Here is a 16,056-nt window from a genome sequence, read left to right on the forward strand (position 1 = left end):
TTCTCCGTCATCCGCATTAAGACGGAACGATCTCATACGGCCGCATCATGCCGCGGTCTTCCTGCTCCAGCAGATGGCTGTGCCACACGTAGCGCCCGGAGTAAGGCGTAAAGGGCACGATGATGCGCGTCACCTGTCCGCGCTCGCAGCGTACGGTGTCCTTCCATCCAGCCTCTTCCGCAGCCACATGGTTCGGCGGCGCAATGTACCGCAGCTCGCCGGACTGCTTGAAGAGCGCCACATCGAAGCCGCGGCGATCGAGCACCTGGAATCGCACCATGTGCAGGTGCACGGGATGCGTCCTGTCCGTGAGGTTGACGATCTCCCATATCTCCGTCGAGCCCTGCACAGGCTTCTCGGTCACAGGCGTCGCCCAGGTGCTGCGATTAAGCGAGGCATGTTCGGCCAGGCCGGTGGCGTCGATGGTCAGGCGCCGCGTCTTGTCTGCCTCGACGAGCCGATGCATCGGCTGCAACGATGGCGGCAGGTAGCTGTCGTCGCGACCATCAGAGGCCTTGACGCGAAACTGCATCACCGGTGCTCCATCGTTCTGGAGAATAACCTTCTGACCGGAGAACTCGGTGAAGTCGATGATGACATCGGCGCGCTCCGCCGGCGCCAGCAGGACGCTCTTCGCCGCGACCGGCTTCGGCAGAAGCCCCTGGTCGCTGCCGATGATGTACATGGTGCCGATACCGCCGCTGAGAGCGAGATTGAAGGTCTGTCCGTTCGATCCGTTGACGACGCGCAGGCGATAGCGGATCGGTTCGACCTCGAGGTACGGCTTGATCTTGCCGTTGGCGAGGATGACGTTGCCGCGCACCTCCGGCACCCACGGATGCTCGGCGTCGTTCGAGACCGGGTACAGCAGCTGACCGCCCGTGCCCACCATGCGATCGCACAGCACCAGCGGCACCTCGTACTTGCCTCTGGGCAGCTTCAGCGAAGCCTCGGACTCGTCACGCACCAGGTAAAGCCCATGCAGACCGGCGTACACGTTAAGTCGGCTGATGCCCATGGCGTGATCGTGATAGTAGAGCGCCGCCGCATCCTGACGATTGGGGTAGTAGCAGGACTGCGACTTGCCCGAGGCCATCCAGTTCTCCGGGTAGCCATCGCTCTCGGAAGGCGTGCGGCCGCCATGAAGGTGAATCACCGAGCGACAGTCAGGCTTGTCGTGCTCCGCTCCATGCAGCGAGTAGTCGATGGGGAACAGGTGCTTCTTCGGCAGATGATTGCTCCACTCCACCACAACCGGCCTGCCGCTCTGCACCTCAAAGACAGGGCCGGGCGAGCTGCCGTTGAAGCCCCAGATCCGCGTCGTCTTCAGATCGCGATGCAGCTGGACTTCCACCTCGTCCATGCTGACGTGGTAGTACGGGATGCGCCGCGAGGAGTCATTGGGATCGGGCCGTGTGGGCCCGCTGCGAACGAAGGGGAGAATCGGCAGCGGGTCGACGAACGGAGCAAGCTTCGTCGCGTCAATCAGCTGTGCCGGCTCACCGGCAAACCCTCGCGCCCAGGATTTCCTTCCCAGAGTTAGTCCCGTAGCGAGTGCCCCGCCACGCTGAATGAATCGACGTCGTGAAAACAATCCAAGCCCTCTACACAAACAGACGAAGAACCTATGGCAGTGGTTAGACTGCGCGCGGAACTCCGCTCTCCTATTGGATTCGGCAGAAGCCGAAACGACCCGTGTTTTCTGCATCTTTGGGCTGTGTCCGCAAAATCCGGATCCGAATCACAGCCTCAACGCAAAAAGTCTCCCTGCAAAGGAAAGACGGCGAGAGGCTTATTGCCCTCGCCGCCGATCTCCTAACAGCTTTAGTTTACTTCGTTTCGGTGTTTCTCTTTACTTCGTCTCTGCCGCGTTGGGGTAGATGCCCTCCAGCGGTGCTGAGCGCTGTTTGTCCAACTCCGGGTGCGGGAAGGGCTTACGCGGCATCATCGCCTCGCGCTCGCTGGTGTTGTAGAGGAAGATCGCCTCAATCACCGCCGCCTGTTCCAGATCCGTCGCGTGCAGGCGATCGAAGGTGTCCATGTCGGAGTGATGCGTCCGCGTCTCGTAGTCCATCGGGTCCTGGATGTACTGGAAGCCCGGCAGGCCCACCGCGTCATAGGAGAGATGATCGGTCCCTCCGGTGTTGCGGTAGCTGATCGTTGTCGCGCCCAGGTCCTTCAGCGGAGCCAGCCACTGCGCAAAGATCGGCGCAATCGCATAGTTCTCCTGCGTGTAGACGCCGCGGATTCTTCCCGTGCCGTTGTCGAGGTTGTAGTAGGCGTCCAGCGTCTCCCACTCCTTTGTCGTCGTCAGCTTGCCCTTCGTGCGCATGAACGCAGGCACGCTTGGCGCATCGGGATGCTCCGGCTCAGCGAAGGTGCCGAAGTGCTGCTTCACGTAGCCCTGCGAGCCGAACAGCCCCTGCTCTTCGCCCGACCACAACGCGATGCGAATCGTCCGCTTCGGCTTCACGCCCAGCGACTTCAGGATGCGGACCGCCTCCATTGCCACCACCGAACCCGCGCCGTTGTCGGTCGCGCCGGTGCCCGAGATCCAGCTGTCGAGATGGCCGCCGACCATCACCACCTGGTCCTTCAACTTCGGATCGTTGCCGGGAATCTCGGCGACGGTGTTGAAGCCATGCTCGTGATCGCCGGTAAACTTCGTCTCGATGTTCACCTCGAGCGTGACCGGTACGTTGTGCTCCAGCAGGCGCGCGATGCGGTTGTAGTGCTCGATCATCATGACGGCATTGGGAATGGTGACGGCAACCTCCTTCTTCTGCGCGCCGGTGACGAGGTTCGCTCCGTTGTCGTCGAAGATGATGCCGGTACCGCCGCCCTTGCCGCCGTCACGCGTCGGCGTGATGATCGCGGCGACGCCTTCGTCGGTCATCATCTTCAGCGCCTCGGTGCGCACCTGCCGCATGCGCATGCGGTCCGCCATCAGCTGCTGCACATTCGGCGCGCCCGCACGCGGCTCGGGATACGTCTCCATCTCCTTCAGCTCCTCTTCGGTGTAGCGATGGAAGAGGGGTCCATCGAGATCGGGCGTGGTGCGAATGGCGCCGAAGAGCACGATCCTGCCCTTCAGCTTGCCCTTGTACTTGTCCAGATCCTTCACGTCCGAAATGTTGATGTAAACAGCCTCGCCGGTCACCGGGCCGTTGGTCGCGGGCGACCACGGTGCAGCCTGCAACCAGAGAGGTTCGGAGTCGGGTGTGACGATGCGGCCCCAGGTATTGATCTGCTGCCAGCCCATGCCGAACTCGCCCCAGTCCTCGAGGTGCGCATTCTCAAGCCCCACCTTGGTCAGCGTGTCGCGCGTCCACTCGTTCGCCTTCTTCATGTTGGGCGACCCGGTCAGCCGTGGGCCGATGCCGTTGGTCAGCGCATCGGCGAACTCCATCACATGCGAGTGCCTGAAGCCCTCCTCGCGGATGCGCGCATACATGGAAAGGTCGAGGCTCTCGGTCGCAGGTTGCGGACCGTAGTACGAGGGCATCGCGGCGACAGGCTCTTTCGGTGCGGCCTTTTTGTCAGCGGCAATAGAGGGGATGGCAAGGGTCGCCGCAGCAGCAGTAAAGCAGCTCCAGCGCACAAGAGTGCGTACAAATGGCATGGGGTGGGCCTCCGCAAAAGGATGGGCTTTCGGATAAGGAAGGATAGCAAAACGGCGCGGGACGACTTTCTCCGCAAACGCAGTGGAGGAATGACAAACAGGCTAAGCCACATCAACAAGGCGAAGCCGCACCGGTCCCAAGCCATCGCCGCTCGGCAGAATGGGCACCGCGAGGGCTGTCAGGCATGAGAAAATCTATCTATGAGTGACTTCATCCCCCAGAAGCCCGCAGGCGTAAAGGTCAGCGGCCTCGGCCCCAAGGCGCAGAAGCTGCAGGCCCTGCGCGAGAAGATGGCTAAGCAGGGTGGCGATAAGAACTTCGCTTCCACCGACGCCTCCGCCAAGACAAAAACATCATCCGGCCACAAGAAGACCAACTTCCAGCGTAAGGCGACCTAAGCATCATCACGGTTTTGGCTGCGCTCACGCTCAATGCCGGAGTCGCATCCATGCCGCACCTGCGCAGGTTCCGTAACGAAACGCCGTTTGCACATCGATGCAGGCGGCATTTCATTTGGCGTCGATCCTCGGTGCTGATACAGCGCTGCAACCTCTCCCTTGCAAACCTGGTTGCAACACACCTCTCGTTGGAGACCTCTCTTCGAGGCAAGACAAGGAGAGCGTCATGAGCAAGATCGATCCGTCGCAGAATCCCAAGGTCCGAGACGCGCGCAAACATCTCAAGTAAGGTCGCAACCATAGCAGCTCTGCATGCCGTTAACGGCGTACAGAGCTACTGTTATCCAACCATTCGCTCGTTCCGGCACTCCTACGTCAAAAGCACATGCAGGCAAGCGCCTGCTTCGATGTGGCATAGTAGGTCACTCCATGGAACGAGAGAATCCGTCCGCACTGAAAAAGCTGCTTCCGCTTGCTGGCGCGCTTGCCGTCGCCGGCACAGCCGTCCTGCTCAATCGCTCAACTTACGCGGGTGAGCCTCTTCCGACGGTGGCTCACGTCGATCTCAAGCGCTACCAGGGCACCTGGTACGAGATTGCGCGTCTGCCGCTTTACTGGGAGAACAAGTGTGACGCCAACGTGACCGCCACCTACACGCTTCGTCCCGATGGCAAGGTTACGGTGCTGAATCAATGCCTGAAGAAGGATGGCAGTGAGACCGCCTCCACCGGCACGGCGGAAGTGGCCACCAGGGATGGCTCCAACGCGAAGCTGAAGGTCAGCTTCTTCTGGCCCTTCAAGGGCGACTACTGGATTCTCTCGCTCGACAGCGACTACTGCTGGGCTTTGGTGGGAACGCCGAACCTCAAAAGCCTCTGGGTGCTCAGCCGCATGCCCCAACTCGATGCCACGATCCTCGACCGCCTGTTGGATCAGGCGCGTCAGCTAGGCTTCGATACGGAAAAGCTGATCTACACACGGCAGACCTCGGCCCGCTAAACCTGCCTGCCTCAGTGGTCGCCAGCCTGCTTCGGCAGCGACGAGGTGACGTTCACGTTCGGCTTCAGCTCCGGCCGACGCAGGATGACATCTTTGGCCACCATGTGACCGAAGACCTCCTTGCCCTCCTGGTCGAGATGCGTACGGTCGGGCTTCGCCGCGCTCTTGTTCTCGGCCTTCGCATCGGGATGCCCCACCATGTCGAAGCGGTCAGCCTTCTCCTGCGTCATCGTGATCAGATAGGCACGCGAGAGGTGGTAGAGGTCGACGAGCGCGACATGCTCCTCCGTCGCAACCTTCGTCGTCGCTGCGGCATAGTCACCGAGGCCATCGTTCGGATCGGGCTGGCCGTCAACGTAGTTTCTGCGCGACAGCGAGGTAACGAGGATCGGAATGCCGCCCTGCGCACGCACATCGCGCACCATGCGGCGCAGGTTGTCCTGGAAGGTGGTGTTCACGTCGGCGTGCACCGTGGGTTTGGGTTTCTGGTCGTTGTGGCCGAACTGGATGAAGTAGTACTGGCCTTTTTCGTCGAGCGCCTTCTGCCATGCTCCCTCGTCGATAAAGCTCTTGGTGCTGCGGCCGTTCAGCGCAAGATCGACACAGGTGACGTTGGACGTCAGCGTGGCGCAGAAGCCGGGCCCCCATCCACCCTCGGTCGCCACCGTCGAATCGCCCGTCAGCACGATCTTGAACGGCTCACGGTGGAGGACACGCATCACCAACTCATTCTCCGGATGCAACGTGCTGCCGGTAGAAGAAGGAGGAGGAGGAGCGTTCTGGGCCAGCAGCAGAGAACACGGAAGGACAGCAGGCAGAAGACCTCGCAGCAACAGCTTCATCATCAAGACGCCTCTTCGCAAAATTACGATACAGAAACAATGGATGTGCGTGAGAGTCCCGCAACAACAAGGCTTCTCTCGCAACAGCCTAGCAAAGATCACGCGATGCGGGCGTTGCGCTCCTGCTGCCTGGGCCTGCGGCGCGCAGATGTGCCGCGCGGGCGATAGAGCTGCTGCAGCCCGCCGGAGGCCATCTGGAAGATAGCTTCGACGATCGCCTGCTCATCGAGCGTCTGCAGTTGCGGCGAGAGGGCCTCGATCAGTCGTGCACGATTTCTCCAGCGCAGGCACATGTTCTGCACGTTGTGTGTGGCCAGCTCCAGCTGAAGCTCATCCAGCGCTCCGTGGGTCATGTCGTTCACGATCTCGCGCAGCAGTTCATGGATGGGACGAACCATGTTGGAGATCTCCGTACGAAACGGAGGCAGCACCTCGTTAGCCAGCGCGCGGATCGTGATGGCGCGCTGCCACGGCCAGTCATCGACACCGTGCGGAAGCAGCATGGCCTCGATGTAGCACCGCAGCCGATGGTCCGCCGGGCCCGTGCCGCAGCGGACACGCAGATTCTCAAAGCGCCGCTGGAAGACCCAGCGCAGCACCTCGCGATACAGATTTGATTTGTCGCCGTAGTAGTAATTCACAGCCGCCAGGTTGACGTGGGCACGATCGGTAATCTGCCGAATCGTTGCAGCCTCATACCCGGATGTTGCAAACACCTCGCCTGCGGCCACCAGCAGCTTTTGAGCTGTCTCGTTGTGGTCTTTGTGTATCACAGGGCTTACCCTCCTCGGAAAAATGCGGAACGTACCGGAGACAAGCGCACGCCCCAGAGCCATGGAACAATTCCTGATGGACCTTCAGGGTCCGCTCAAATTACCAGATCCCGCAATTGACGACACCGAAGCCCGGTCGTTCGCCTACTGCACCTTCTTCACGTTCGTCAGCTTTGCAGAAACCTGTTTCTCCGTCGGCAGCTGCGTTGCATCCCAGCCTCCGCCCAGCGCTTCGATCAGCTGCACGGCGGCCGTCATCTGCTGCACATGCAGCGTGGCCAGCTCCTGCTGGTCGCTCAGCAGCGTTGTCTGCGCTGTCACCACATTCACGTACGGATCGATGCCGGTCTGATAACGCGAGATCTGCAGCGTGACGTACTCCTGCGCCGACGTCTGCGCCTGCTCCTGCTGCCGAATCTGATCGGCCAGATATTTCACCGACGCGAGATAATCCTCCACCTGCTGGAAGGCCGTCAGCACGATCTGCCGATAGCTCGCAACATCGGCGTTATACGTGTAGATGTACTGGCGAACCGTGGCGCGGCGGAGGCCTGCATCGAAGACCGTCTCCGATGCCGTCGGTCCGATCGACCAGTAGCGGCTCGAGATATCGAAGAGGTGCTTGAAGTCCGAACTCTCCAGGCCGCCCGTCATCGAAAGATCCAGCGTCGGATAGTAGGCGGCCGTTGCGACGCCGATCTGCGCATTGGCCGCAGCCATCGTACGTTCCGCCGCTGCGATGTCGGGACGGCGCTCCAGCAGCTGCGAAGGCACGCCAACGGGAATCGCCGGAGCCGACACCAGCAAAGGTTTGGACGGCAGCGAGAAGGCCGAGGCCGAGACGCCAATCAACATGGCAATCGCATGCTCATACTGAGCACGCGCCACCTTCAGATTGGTGGCCGTCGCCTTAGCTCCCTGCAGCGTGTTCTCTGCCTCCACCACCGAGATGCGGTCGCCGATGCCGAGATCGTACTGCGCCTTGTTGTAGTCCAGCGACTTCTGATACGCCTCGATGTTCTGCTCGTAGATCTGCTCCAGCGCATCCTGTCCGCGCAGCTCGAAGTAGTAGGTGGCGAGGCTCGCCTGCTCGATCAGCTTCTCGTTTTCGAGGTCGGCGGCGCTCAACTGCGCGTTGTACTGATCGGCGCGGATGGTGTTGCGGATCTTGCCCCACAGATCAGGCGCCCAGGTGACCTCCACCGGAAGCTGCGCCACGCTGCTCTGCCGTCCCACCGAGGTGACGGTTCCACTGCCCCCCGAGATCGCCGAAGCCGTGCTGGTCGTATTGCTGAGGTTGTTGGACTGGCGCGAACGGGTCCACGCCGGACCGACCGCCACCGTCGGATAAAGCTGGGCGCGCGCCTGCGCAATCAGCGTACGCGCCGACATGAAGTTCTCGAACGAGACGCGGATGTTCTGGTTGTCGATGTTCAGCTTGTCTTCAAGATCGTTCAGCTCAGGATTGTTGAAGATCTCCCACCACTTGCCGCGCAGCATCGCATCGCTGGGAGCCGCAGCCTTCCAGTTGCCGCCGTTCGGGTCGGTCTGCTCCGCGGCGGGGACTTCTTTATATGCAGGCGGGGGCGGCGTGGCCGTAGCGACGGGGCGCGTGTACCGGGGACCGACACGGCAACCTGCCATCGTGGCGGCTGCTGCGAGGACGATCAACGAGAGTGTTTGACGACGGGTCGAAGTCATGGTCGAGAGTGCCTCAGGAGTGCGAGCTTCCAGCCATCGGCTGGTTCGCATTCGGGATATAGTCATCGTGCTGCTTGCCCTGGATGCGCAGGCGCATCCGGTCCAGCGTGAGATAAACAACCGGCGTGGTGTAGAGCGTCAGCATCTGGCTGACGATCAGGCCGCCGACAATCGTGATGCCGAGAGGACGGCGCAGCTCCGAGCCCATGCCGGTGCCGAAGGCCAGCGGCAGTGCGCCGAACAACGCCGCCGCCGTCGTCATCATGATGGGACGGAAGCGCAGCAGGCAGGCCTTGAAGATCGCATCGCGCGTCGAGAGTTGCTCCTCGCGTTCGCACTGCAGCGCAAAGTCGATCATCATGATCGCGTTCTTCTTCACAATACCGATCAGCAAAATAATGCCGATGATCGAGATGACGTTCAGGTCTTCCTTGAAGAGCAGCAGCGCCAGCATCGCACCCACGCTGGCCGAAGGCAGCGTCGAGAGAATCGTCAACGGATGCACCAGGCTCTCGTACAGAATGCCGAGCACGATGTAGACAGCCAGCACCGCCGTCAGAATCAGGTACGGCTCGCTGCCCAGCGAGGCCTGGAAGGCCTGCAGTGTTCCGGCGAAGGCGCCATGCACGGTCGTCGGCGCGCCGAGCTTGTCCTTCAGGTCGAGAATCTCCTGCGTCGCCTCGCTCAGCGAGACGCCCGGCGCCAGGTTGAACGAGACCGTCACCGAGGGGAAGAGGCCCGTGTGGTTCACGGCCAGCGGTGTTGTTCCGGGATGGTTCGTCACCAGTGCTGCCAGCGGCACGTTACCCGCCGCCGTTACACTGCTGCTGCCCGTCGGATGCAGGTAGATGTGATCCAGACCCTCTGGCGACTGCGAGAACTTCGGATCGACCTCGAGTACGACGTAGTACTGGTTCAGCTGCGAGTAGATCACCGATGCCAGGCTCTCGCCGAAGGCATCGTACAGCGCCGTATCCATCCCCTGCACCGTCTGCCCCAGCTTGGACGCCGTCACGCGGTCATAGGTCAGCTTCTCGTCCAGTCCGCCGTTCTGCTGGTCGCTGTTCACATCCTGAAGCCCGTTCAGATGCTTCATGCCCTCGTACAGCCTGGGGCCCCAGGTCTGCAGATCCGCCGTGCTATCCGCCTCAATCGTGTACTGGTAGAGCGCGTTGCTACTGCGCCCGCCGATGCGCAGATCCTGCGCTGCCTGCAGAAACGCCGACGCCACCGGGAGCTTGTTCAGCTTGGGCCGGATGCGGTTGATCACCGCAGCCGCGTCGATCTTGCGTACATCGAGATCCTTCAACGTTACGAACATTCTGCCCGTGTTGGTCGCGCCCTGACCGCCGGTAAAGCCGATCACGCTCTCTACCGCCGGGTCGTCCTTGATCACCTTCTGCACGCGCTTGATCGAGTTATCCATCGCCGGGAACGACGAATCCTGCGGCCCCTGCAGGCTCCCGGCCAGCGCACCCGTGTCCTGTTGCGGGAAGAAGCCCTTCGGGATCATGGCGATCACATAAATATTCAGTCCGATGGTGATGCCCAGAACTGCGAGCGTCAATCCGGGATTCTCCAGTGTCCAGGCCAGCGTACGGCGATACGCATTGTTCAGCCAGTCGAAGAAACGCTCCGTCATCATGTACAGGCGGCCGTGCTTCTCGTTCGGCGTGTGCTTCAGCAGGTACGCGCACATCATCGGCGTCGTCGTCAGCGAGATCAGCATCGACACGAAGATCGCCGCCGACAGGGTCACCGCGAACTCGCGGAAGAGGCGGCCCACGATACCGCTCATCATCAGCAGGGGAATAAAGACCGCCACCAGCGAGATGCTGATCGAGAGCACCGTGAAGCCGATCTCGCTCGCGCCCAGCATGCTGGCCTCGTACGGAGCCATACCGTCTTCAATGTGACGCGCGATGTTCTCCATCACCACGATGGCATCGTCCACCACGAATCCGGTCGAGATGGTCAGCGCCATCAGCGACAGGTTGTCCAGGCTGAAGCCGAACATGTACATCACCGCGAAGGTGCCAATCAGCGAGATCGGCACCGCAATCGCCGGGATGAACGTGGCCCTTCCGTTGCGCAGGAAGACGAAGACGACGATGATGACCAGCACGATCGAGATGGCCAGCGTGCTCTCAACATCCTTTACCGATGCGCGGATCGTCGTCGTACGATCGCGAACGATATTCACATCGATGCCGTTGGGGATCGACGCCTTGATGGAGGGCATCGCCGCCGTGATGCGATCCACTGTATCGATAATGTTGGCGCCTGGCTGGCGGAAGATGATCAGCATCACAGCACGCTTGCCGTTCAGATAGCCCGCCGTGCGGATGCTCTGTGTCGAATCGACGACGTTCGCAACCTGGTCGAGCCGAACCGCCGAACCCTTGCTGTAACCCACGACGATCGGCCTGTACTGCTCGGCCTTCGAGATCTGTCCGTTGACAACAATATCCGCGCGCTTGTCGCCATCGGTGATCTGTCCGCGCGCAAGGTTCGAGTTCTGCTGCCCCAGCACCGTCTGCAGGCTCGACATCGTCAGGCCAAAGCTCGCCAGCTTGTCCGGATCGACTTCGACTCGCACGGACGGCAAAGCTCCGCCACCCGGACTCACCTGGCCCACGCCCTGGATCTGCGAGATCTTCTGCTCGATGATCGTTGACGCCACATCGAACAGCTTTGCTGCGTCGTACTTATCCGACGTCAGGCCCATGATAAGAATCGGGGCATCGGCCGGGTTCACCTTGCGATACGTCGGGTTCGACGGAAGATTCGTCGGCAGGTAGGTGCGAGCCGCGTTGATCGCCGCTTCCACGTCGCGCGCCGCGCCGTCGATATCGCGGCTCAGGTCGAACTGGATCGTAATCGACGTCGAACCAAGGCTGCTGGTCGAAGTCATCTCGGTTACACCAGCGATGTGGCCCAGCTGCCGCTCCAGCGGTGTCGCAACCGAAGACGCCATGATGTCGGCGCTGGCGCCGGGCAGCGTCGCCGCAATCGAGATGGTGGGAAAATCTACCTGCGGCAATGGAGAGACAGGCAGCACGTTGAAGGCGATGGAGCCTGCAATCGCAATTGCGATCGTGATGAGTGTCGTCGCGACCCGCCGCCGGATAAATGGAGCAGAGATGTTCATACAGTCGCCGGAGAGTTTGGCTCCGCTCCTGAGTCTGGATCGTGTCCCGAAGGCTCGTTCACCTTCTCCCTCGAGAAGCGCTTCGCAAGGTTGTCGAAGAAGATGTAGATGACCGGCGTGGTGTAGAGCGTCAGCACCTGGCTGACCAGCAGGCCGCCCACCATGGAGATACCCAGCGGACGACGCAGCTCCGAACCGATACCGGTGCCGAAGGCCAACGGAATACCGCCCAGCAGCGCGGCCATCGTCGTCATCATGATGGGACGGAAGCGCAGCTGGCAGGCCTCGAAGATGGCGTCGGTGGAGTTCTTACCGTGCTCACGCTCGGCCTCCAGCGCGAAGTCCACCATCATGATGCCGTTCTTCTTCACGATGCCGATCAGCAGCACGATGCCGATGATCGCCACCACCGAAAGATCCTGCTTGAAGATGAGCAGCGAGAGGAACGCTCCCACTCCTGCCGAGGGCAGCGTCGAGAGAATCGTGATCGGGTGAATGAAGCTCTCATACAGCACGCCGAGCACGATGTACACCGTGACCAGTGCAGCAAGAATCAGCAGCGGCTCGTTCGACAGCGAGTTGCGGAATGAGGCCGCGGTGCCCTGGAAGTCGGCCTGGATGCTGGCCGGCATCTTCATGTCCTTCTGCACCTTGTCGACTGCGTCGATGGCATCGCCCAGCGAGGCGCCGGGGGCAAGGTTGAAGGAGACCGTGATCGCCGGAAACTGTCCCTGGTGCGTGATGGTCAGCGGCTCGTTGGTCCGCGTCATCTGCGTGAACGCGCTGAGCGGAACACGCGAGCTGATTGCAGAGCTGGTGGCCGTGGCGCTTGTCGTCGTGCTGCGGGTCAGCGCATTGGCCGGTGCCGTCATCACGTTCGATGTCACAGCGTAGGACGCCGAGCTGGCCAGGGTGTTGGAGCCCGCCGAGGTCGATCCCGAAGAGCTCGAACTTGCCGACGAACTGGTGCTCGTGCTCGACGTCGCATTCGACTGGATGTACAGGTGATCGAGCATCTGCGGATCGATCTGGAACTGCGGCTGCGCCTCCAGGATCACGTGATACTGGTTCAGCTGCGTGTACATCGTGTTGATCTGGCGCTGGCCGAAGGCGTCGTACAGCGTGTTGTCCAGATTGGTCGGCGCAATGCCGAGACGCGAGGCCGTCACGCGATCGATGTTCAGCGCAATCGCCGCACCGCCGTTCTGCTGGTCGGTAGCGATATCTTCGAGCTGCGGCAGCTCCTTCAGGCGCTCAATAAACTCGCCGGCCCACTTGTTCAGCTCGGCCTGGTCGGAGTCCTCAAGCGTGTACTGATACTGCGTGCGGCTCACACGGTCATCGACCGTGATGTTCTGCACCGGCTGCATGAACAGCTGAATCCCATCGACCTTCGCCAGCGACTTCTGCATACGACGGATCACGTCCGACGCATTCAGATCGCGATCCTCCAGCGGCTTCAGGTTGATCGACATGCGACCGCTGTTGATGGTGGTGTTGGTGCCGTCCGCGCCGATGAACGACGAGACGCTCTCGACTGCCGGGTCCTGCAGCACGACCTTCGTAACCGCCTGCTGGCGCTGCGCCATCTCCTTCACGCCGATATCCGGCGGCGCCTGCGTGATGCCCTGGATGACGCCCGTATCCTGCGTTGGGAAGAAGCCCTTGGGGATGATGATGTAGAGATAGATCGTCAGCACCAGCGTCGCCAGGGCCACCAGCAGCGTCAGCGTCTGGTGACGCAGCACCACGCGCAGCGTGCGGCTGTAGAAGTCGATCATCGCCTCAAAGACGCGCTCGGAAGCCTTGTAGAAGCGGCCTTCGGTCGCCTTGGGGTTGTGCTTCAGGATGCGCGACGCCATCATCGGCGTCAGCGTCAGCGAGACCACGGCAGAGACAAGAATCGTCACCGCCAGCGTGACTGCAAACTCACGGAAGAGACGGCCAACGACGTCGCCCATGAACAGCAGCGGAATCAGCACAGCGATCAGCGAGACGGTCAACGACAGAATGGTGAAGCCGATCTGCTCCGCGCCCTTGAGCGCCGCCTGCATCGGTGGATCACCCTCTTCGAGATAGCGCGAGATGTTCTCGACCATCACGATGGCATCATCGACGACGAAGCCGGTCGAGATCGTCAGCGCCATCAGCGAGAGGTTGTCGAGCGAGTAGCCCAGCAGGTACATCGCGGCGAAGGTGCCCACCAGCGACAACGGCACCGCTACCGACGGAATGATGGTTGCGTAGAGATTACGCAGGAAGAGGAAGATGACCAGGATGACGAGTCCGATGGTCAGCACCAGCTCGAACTTCACGTCACTGACCGAGGCCTGAATCGGCGTCGTCAGGTCGGTCAGCGTCCTGACCTCGATGCCCTGCGGAAGATTCGTCTCCAGCTGCGGCAGCAGGGCCTTGATGCTCTTCACCACGTTGATGGTGTTACCGCCGGGCTGACGATGCACATTCAGCACGATGGCGGGCGTCTCGTTCATCCACGCCTGCTGCGTGTTGTCTTCCACGCCGTCGTTGATCGTCGCCACGTCGGTCAGCATCACCGGCGCACCGTTGCGATAGGCGACGACAACCTTCTTATAGTCCTGGCTGGTCTGCAGCTGGTCGTTGGCGTCGATCTGGTAGTCCTGCCGTCCGCCGTCGAAGTTACCCTTCGCCGCGTTCACACTGGACTGCGACACCGCCGCACGCAGGTCTTCGAGATTCAGCCCCTTCGCCGCCAGCGCCGTCGGGTTCACCTGGATGCGCACCGCAGGCTTCTGTCCACCCGAGATGGCCACAAGACCTACGCCGGAAAGCTGCGAGATCTTCGGCGCCAGTCGCGTGTCCACCAGGTCTTCCACCTTGGAGAGCGGCATCGTCTTCGACGTCACGGCCAGCGTCAGCACCGCGGCATCGGCCGGGTTCGTCTTGCTGTAGATCGGGGGAGCAGGCAGGTTCGCCGGAAGATACGTCTGCGCCGCGTTGATTGCAGACTGCACCTCTTCTTCCGCGATGTCGATATTCAGGCTGAGGTTGAACCGCAGCACGATGATCGAGTTGCCGCCGGAGCTGCTCGACGTCATCTGGCTCAGGCCCTGCAGCTCGCCGAACTGGCGCTCCAGCGGGGCGGTCACCGTCGTCGCCACCACGTCCGGGCTGGCGCCGGGATAGAACGTCAGCACCTGGATGGTCGGGTAGTCGACCTCGGGCAGCGCGGAGACCGGCAGCTGGGTGTAGCCGACGATACCCACCAGCAGAATCGCAGCCATCAGCAGACAGGTCGCGATGGGACGAAGAATAAATGGGCGGGAAGGACTCACAGCTGGCTGCTCTCCGGCGTCTCGGTAGGAGGTGGCTGGTGCGAGATGACGATCTTGCTCTTGTCCTGCAGCTTGTCGAAGCTGCTGTTCGCCACCACTGCGCCCGCGTTCAGTCCGGTCACCTGGGTATGGCCGGACTCGGTCACGCCCTCCTTCACCGGGGTCATCGCCACGGCGGTGTCATGGACGACATACACAAACGCCTTGCTGCCGTTGTGCTGCACCGCCGAAGACGGCACCAGCGTGACGTTATCCAGCGTCTGCACCAAAAGGCGTGTATTCAGAAACTCGTTGGGATAAAGCGCCATGTCCTTGTTGTCGAACATGGCGCGCGCCTTCACCGTGCCGGTCGTGGTGTCGATCTGGTTGTCCAGCGTCAGCAGCGTGCCGCTGGCCACCTTAGTCTTGGCCGTGCGGTCATATGCCAGCACCGTCAGCTTCTCGCCATGCTTCGAATACCGGGTCACCTGCGCCAGCTGATCCTCGGGCAGGGTGAAGATTACCGTGATCGGCTGTACCTGGGTGACCACCGCCAGCGTCGTCGTACCGCCCGCCGTCACCACATTGCCGGGATCGACAAGGCGCAGACCGACGCGGCCCGTGAACGGCGACACGATGTGCGTGTAGCCCAGCTCAACCTGGTCGTACTGCACCGTGCCTTCGTCGTTCTTGACCGTGCCCTGCTCCTGCAGCACCAGCTTTTCCTGGTCGTCGAGCGTCTGTTTCGGGATCGCATTGCGCTTCCATGCCTCGCGATAGCGGTCGCGATCCATGGCGGCCTGCGCGAGCACGCTCTGGTCTTTCTCCAGCGTTCCCTGCGCCTGCAGCAGCGTCGCCTGGTAGATGCGCGGGTCGATGTCGATCAGCGGATCGCCCTTATGCACCATCTGGCCTTCGCGGTAGTGCACCGCCACCACAACCCCGCTGGCCTGCGCCAACAATGAGGCCGTGTACACCGGCGTCACCGTGCCGATTGCGTTCAGGTACACGCCGATGTTGCCGTTGGTCGCCGTCGCCGTCGTAATCGTTACGGGACCGCCGCCGCCTCTCCGCCCCGAGGCGGGAGCCGCAGCCGTCGGCTTGCGATGCTGCAGCAGCACCACGCCAATGACCAGGAGCAGTGCAATGCCGATCAGGTAGATGTAGCGCTTGCGGCCGCGCCGCTCTGAAGAATCACCACCCGCATGTTCCGGGAGCTGATGATCGGGACCGATGTGAGACGCACCTAGTTGCTGATTTGACAAAGTCTTTCCTC

10 protein-coding genes are annotated in these 16,056 nt (G+C 61.6%); 2 read left to right on the forward strand and 8 right to left on the reverse strand.

Annotation, left to right across the window (positions count from 1 at the left end):
• Nucleotides 1-16: 16 nt before the first annotated feature.
• Together PW789_RS19185 and PW789_RS19190 are read right to left on the reverse strand one after the other, a co-directional pair.
• Nucleotides 17-1,594: a multicopper oxidase family protein gene (locus tag PW789_RS19185; protein ID WP_299379936.1), complete on the reverse strand. Its 1,578-nt coding sequence runs from the start codon at nt 1,592-1,594 to the stop codon at nt 17-19.
• Between the two features lie 258 nt (nt 1,595-1,852).
• Complete coding sequence (locus PW789_RS19190; protein ID WP_299379940.1) at nt 1,853-3,622, reverse strand: M20/M25/M40 family metallo-hydrolase; 1,770 nt, start codon at nt 3,620-3,622, stop codon at nt 1,853-1,855.
• Between the two features lie 201 nt (nt 3,623-3,823).
• Here PW789_RS19190 and PW789_RS19195 point away from each other — a divergent pair, with 201 nt between their 5' ends.
• Together PW789_RS19195 and PW789_RS19200 are read left to right on the forward strand one after the other, a co-directional pair.
• Nucleotides 3,824-4,021: a hypothetical protein gene (locus PW789_RS19195; RefSeq protein WP_299379943.1), complete on the forward strand. Its 198-nt coding sequence runs from the start codon at nt 3,824-3,826 to the stop codon at nt 4,019-4,021.
• Between the two features lie 429 nt (nt 4,022-4,450).
• A complete protein-coding gene (locus tag PW789_RS19200; protein ID WP_299379946.1) occupies nt 4,451-5,020 on the forward strand; it encodes a lipocalin family protein in 570 nt (189 codons plus the stop codon).
• A gap of 11 nt (nt 5,021-5,031) precedes the next feature.
• Here the strand turns inward: PW789_RS19200 and PW789_RS19205 are convergent, their stop codons facing one another.
• The 6 genes from PW789_RS19205 to PW789_RS19230 all read right to left on the reverse strand — a co-directional run bounded on the left by PW789_RS19205 (nt 5,032) and on the right by PW789_RS19230 (nt 16,045).
• Nucleotides 5,032-5,865 (reverse strand): rhamnogalacturonan acetylesterase, encoded by an 834-nt coding sequence (locus PW789_RS19205; protein WP_299379949.1) that lies wholly within the window; start codon nt 5,863-5,865, stop codon nt 5,032-5,034.
• Between the two features lie 95 nt (nt 5,866-5,960).
• A complete protein-coding gene (locus PW789_RS19210; RefSeq protein ID WP_299379952.1) occupies nt 5,961-6,635 on the reverse strand; it encodes a TetR/AcrR family transcriptional regulator in 675 nt (224 codons plus the stop codon).
• A gap of 144 nt (nt 6,636-6,779) precedes the next feature.
• Nucleotides 6,780-8,336, reverse strand: coding sequence for an efflux transporter outer membrane subunit (locus PW789_RS19215; RefSeq protein WP_299379955.1), 1,557 nt, complete (start codon nt 8,334-8,336; stop codon nt 6,780-6,782).
• Between the two features lie 13 nt (nt 8,337-8,349).
• On the reverse strand, nt 8,350-11,487 hold the full coding sequence (locus PW789_RS19220; RefSeq protein ID WP_299379958.1) for an efflux RND transporter permease subunit: 3,138 nt from the start codon (nt 11,485-11,487) through the stop codon (nt 8,350-8,352).
• The gene (locus PW789_RS19225; RefSeq protein ID WP_299379961.1) at nt 11,484-14,801 is read right to left on the reverse strand and encodes an efflux RND transporter permease subunit; all 3,318 of its coding nucleotides are present in this window, start codon (nt 14,799-14,801) and stop codon (nt 11,484-11,486) included. Before PW789_RS19225 ends, PW789_RS19220 begins: the two co-directional genes overlap by 4 nt.
• Nucleotides 14,798-16,045 (reverse strand): efflux RND transporter periplasmic adaptor subunit, encoded by a 1,248-nt coding sequence (locus PW789_RS19230; RefSeq protein ID WP_299379964.1) that lies wholly within the window; start codon nt 16,043-16,045, stop codon nt 14,798-14,800. The genes PW789_RS19225 and PW789_RS19230 overlap by 4 nt, the downstream gene beginning before the upstream one ends.
• Nucleotides 16,046-16,056 lie beyond the last annotated feature (11 nt).

The sequence above is a fragment of the Edaphobacter sp. genome, from assembly GCF_028283685.1.
Classification (GTDB): domain Bacteria; phylum Acidobacteriota; class Terriglobia; order Terriglobales; family Acidobacteriaceae; genus Edaphobacter.

Coding starts and splice junctions, on each gene's coding strand:
- PW789_RS19190 (WP_299379940.1), bottom strand. CDS start 3,622: ATGCCATTTGTACGCACTCTTGTGCGCTGGAGCTGCTTTACTGCTGCT.
- PW789_RS19195 (WP_299379943.1), top strand. CDS start 3,824: ATGAGTGACTTCATCCCCCAGAAGCCCGCAGGCGTAAAGGTCAGCGGC.
- PW789_RS19200 (WP_299379946.1), top strand. CDS start 4,451: ATGGAACGAGAGAATCCGTCCGCACTGAAAAAGCTGCTTCCGCTTGCT.
- PW789_RS19205 (WP_299379949.1), bottom strand. CDS start 5,865: ATGATGAAGCTGTTGCTGCGAGGTCTTCTGCCTGCTGTCCTTCCGTGT.
- PW789_RS19215 (WP_299379955.1), bottom strand. CDS start 8,336: ATGACTTCGACCCGTCGTCAAACACTCTCGTTGATCGTCCTCGCAGCA.
- PW789_RS19220 (WP_299379958.1), bottom strand. CDS start 11,487: ATGAACATCTCTGCTCCATTTATCCGGCGGCGGGTCGCGACGACACTC.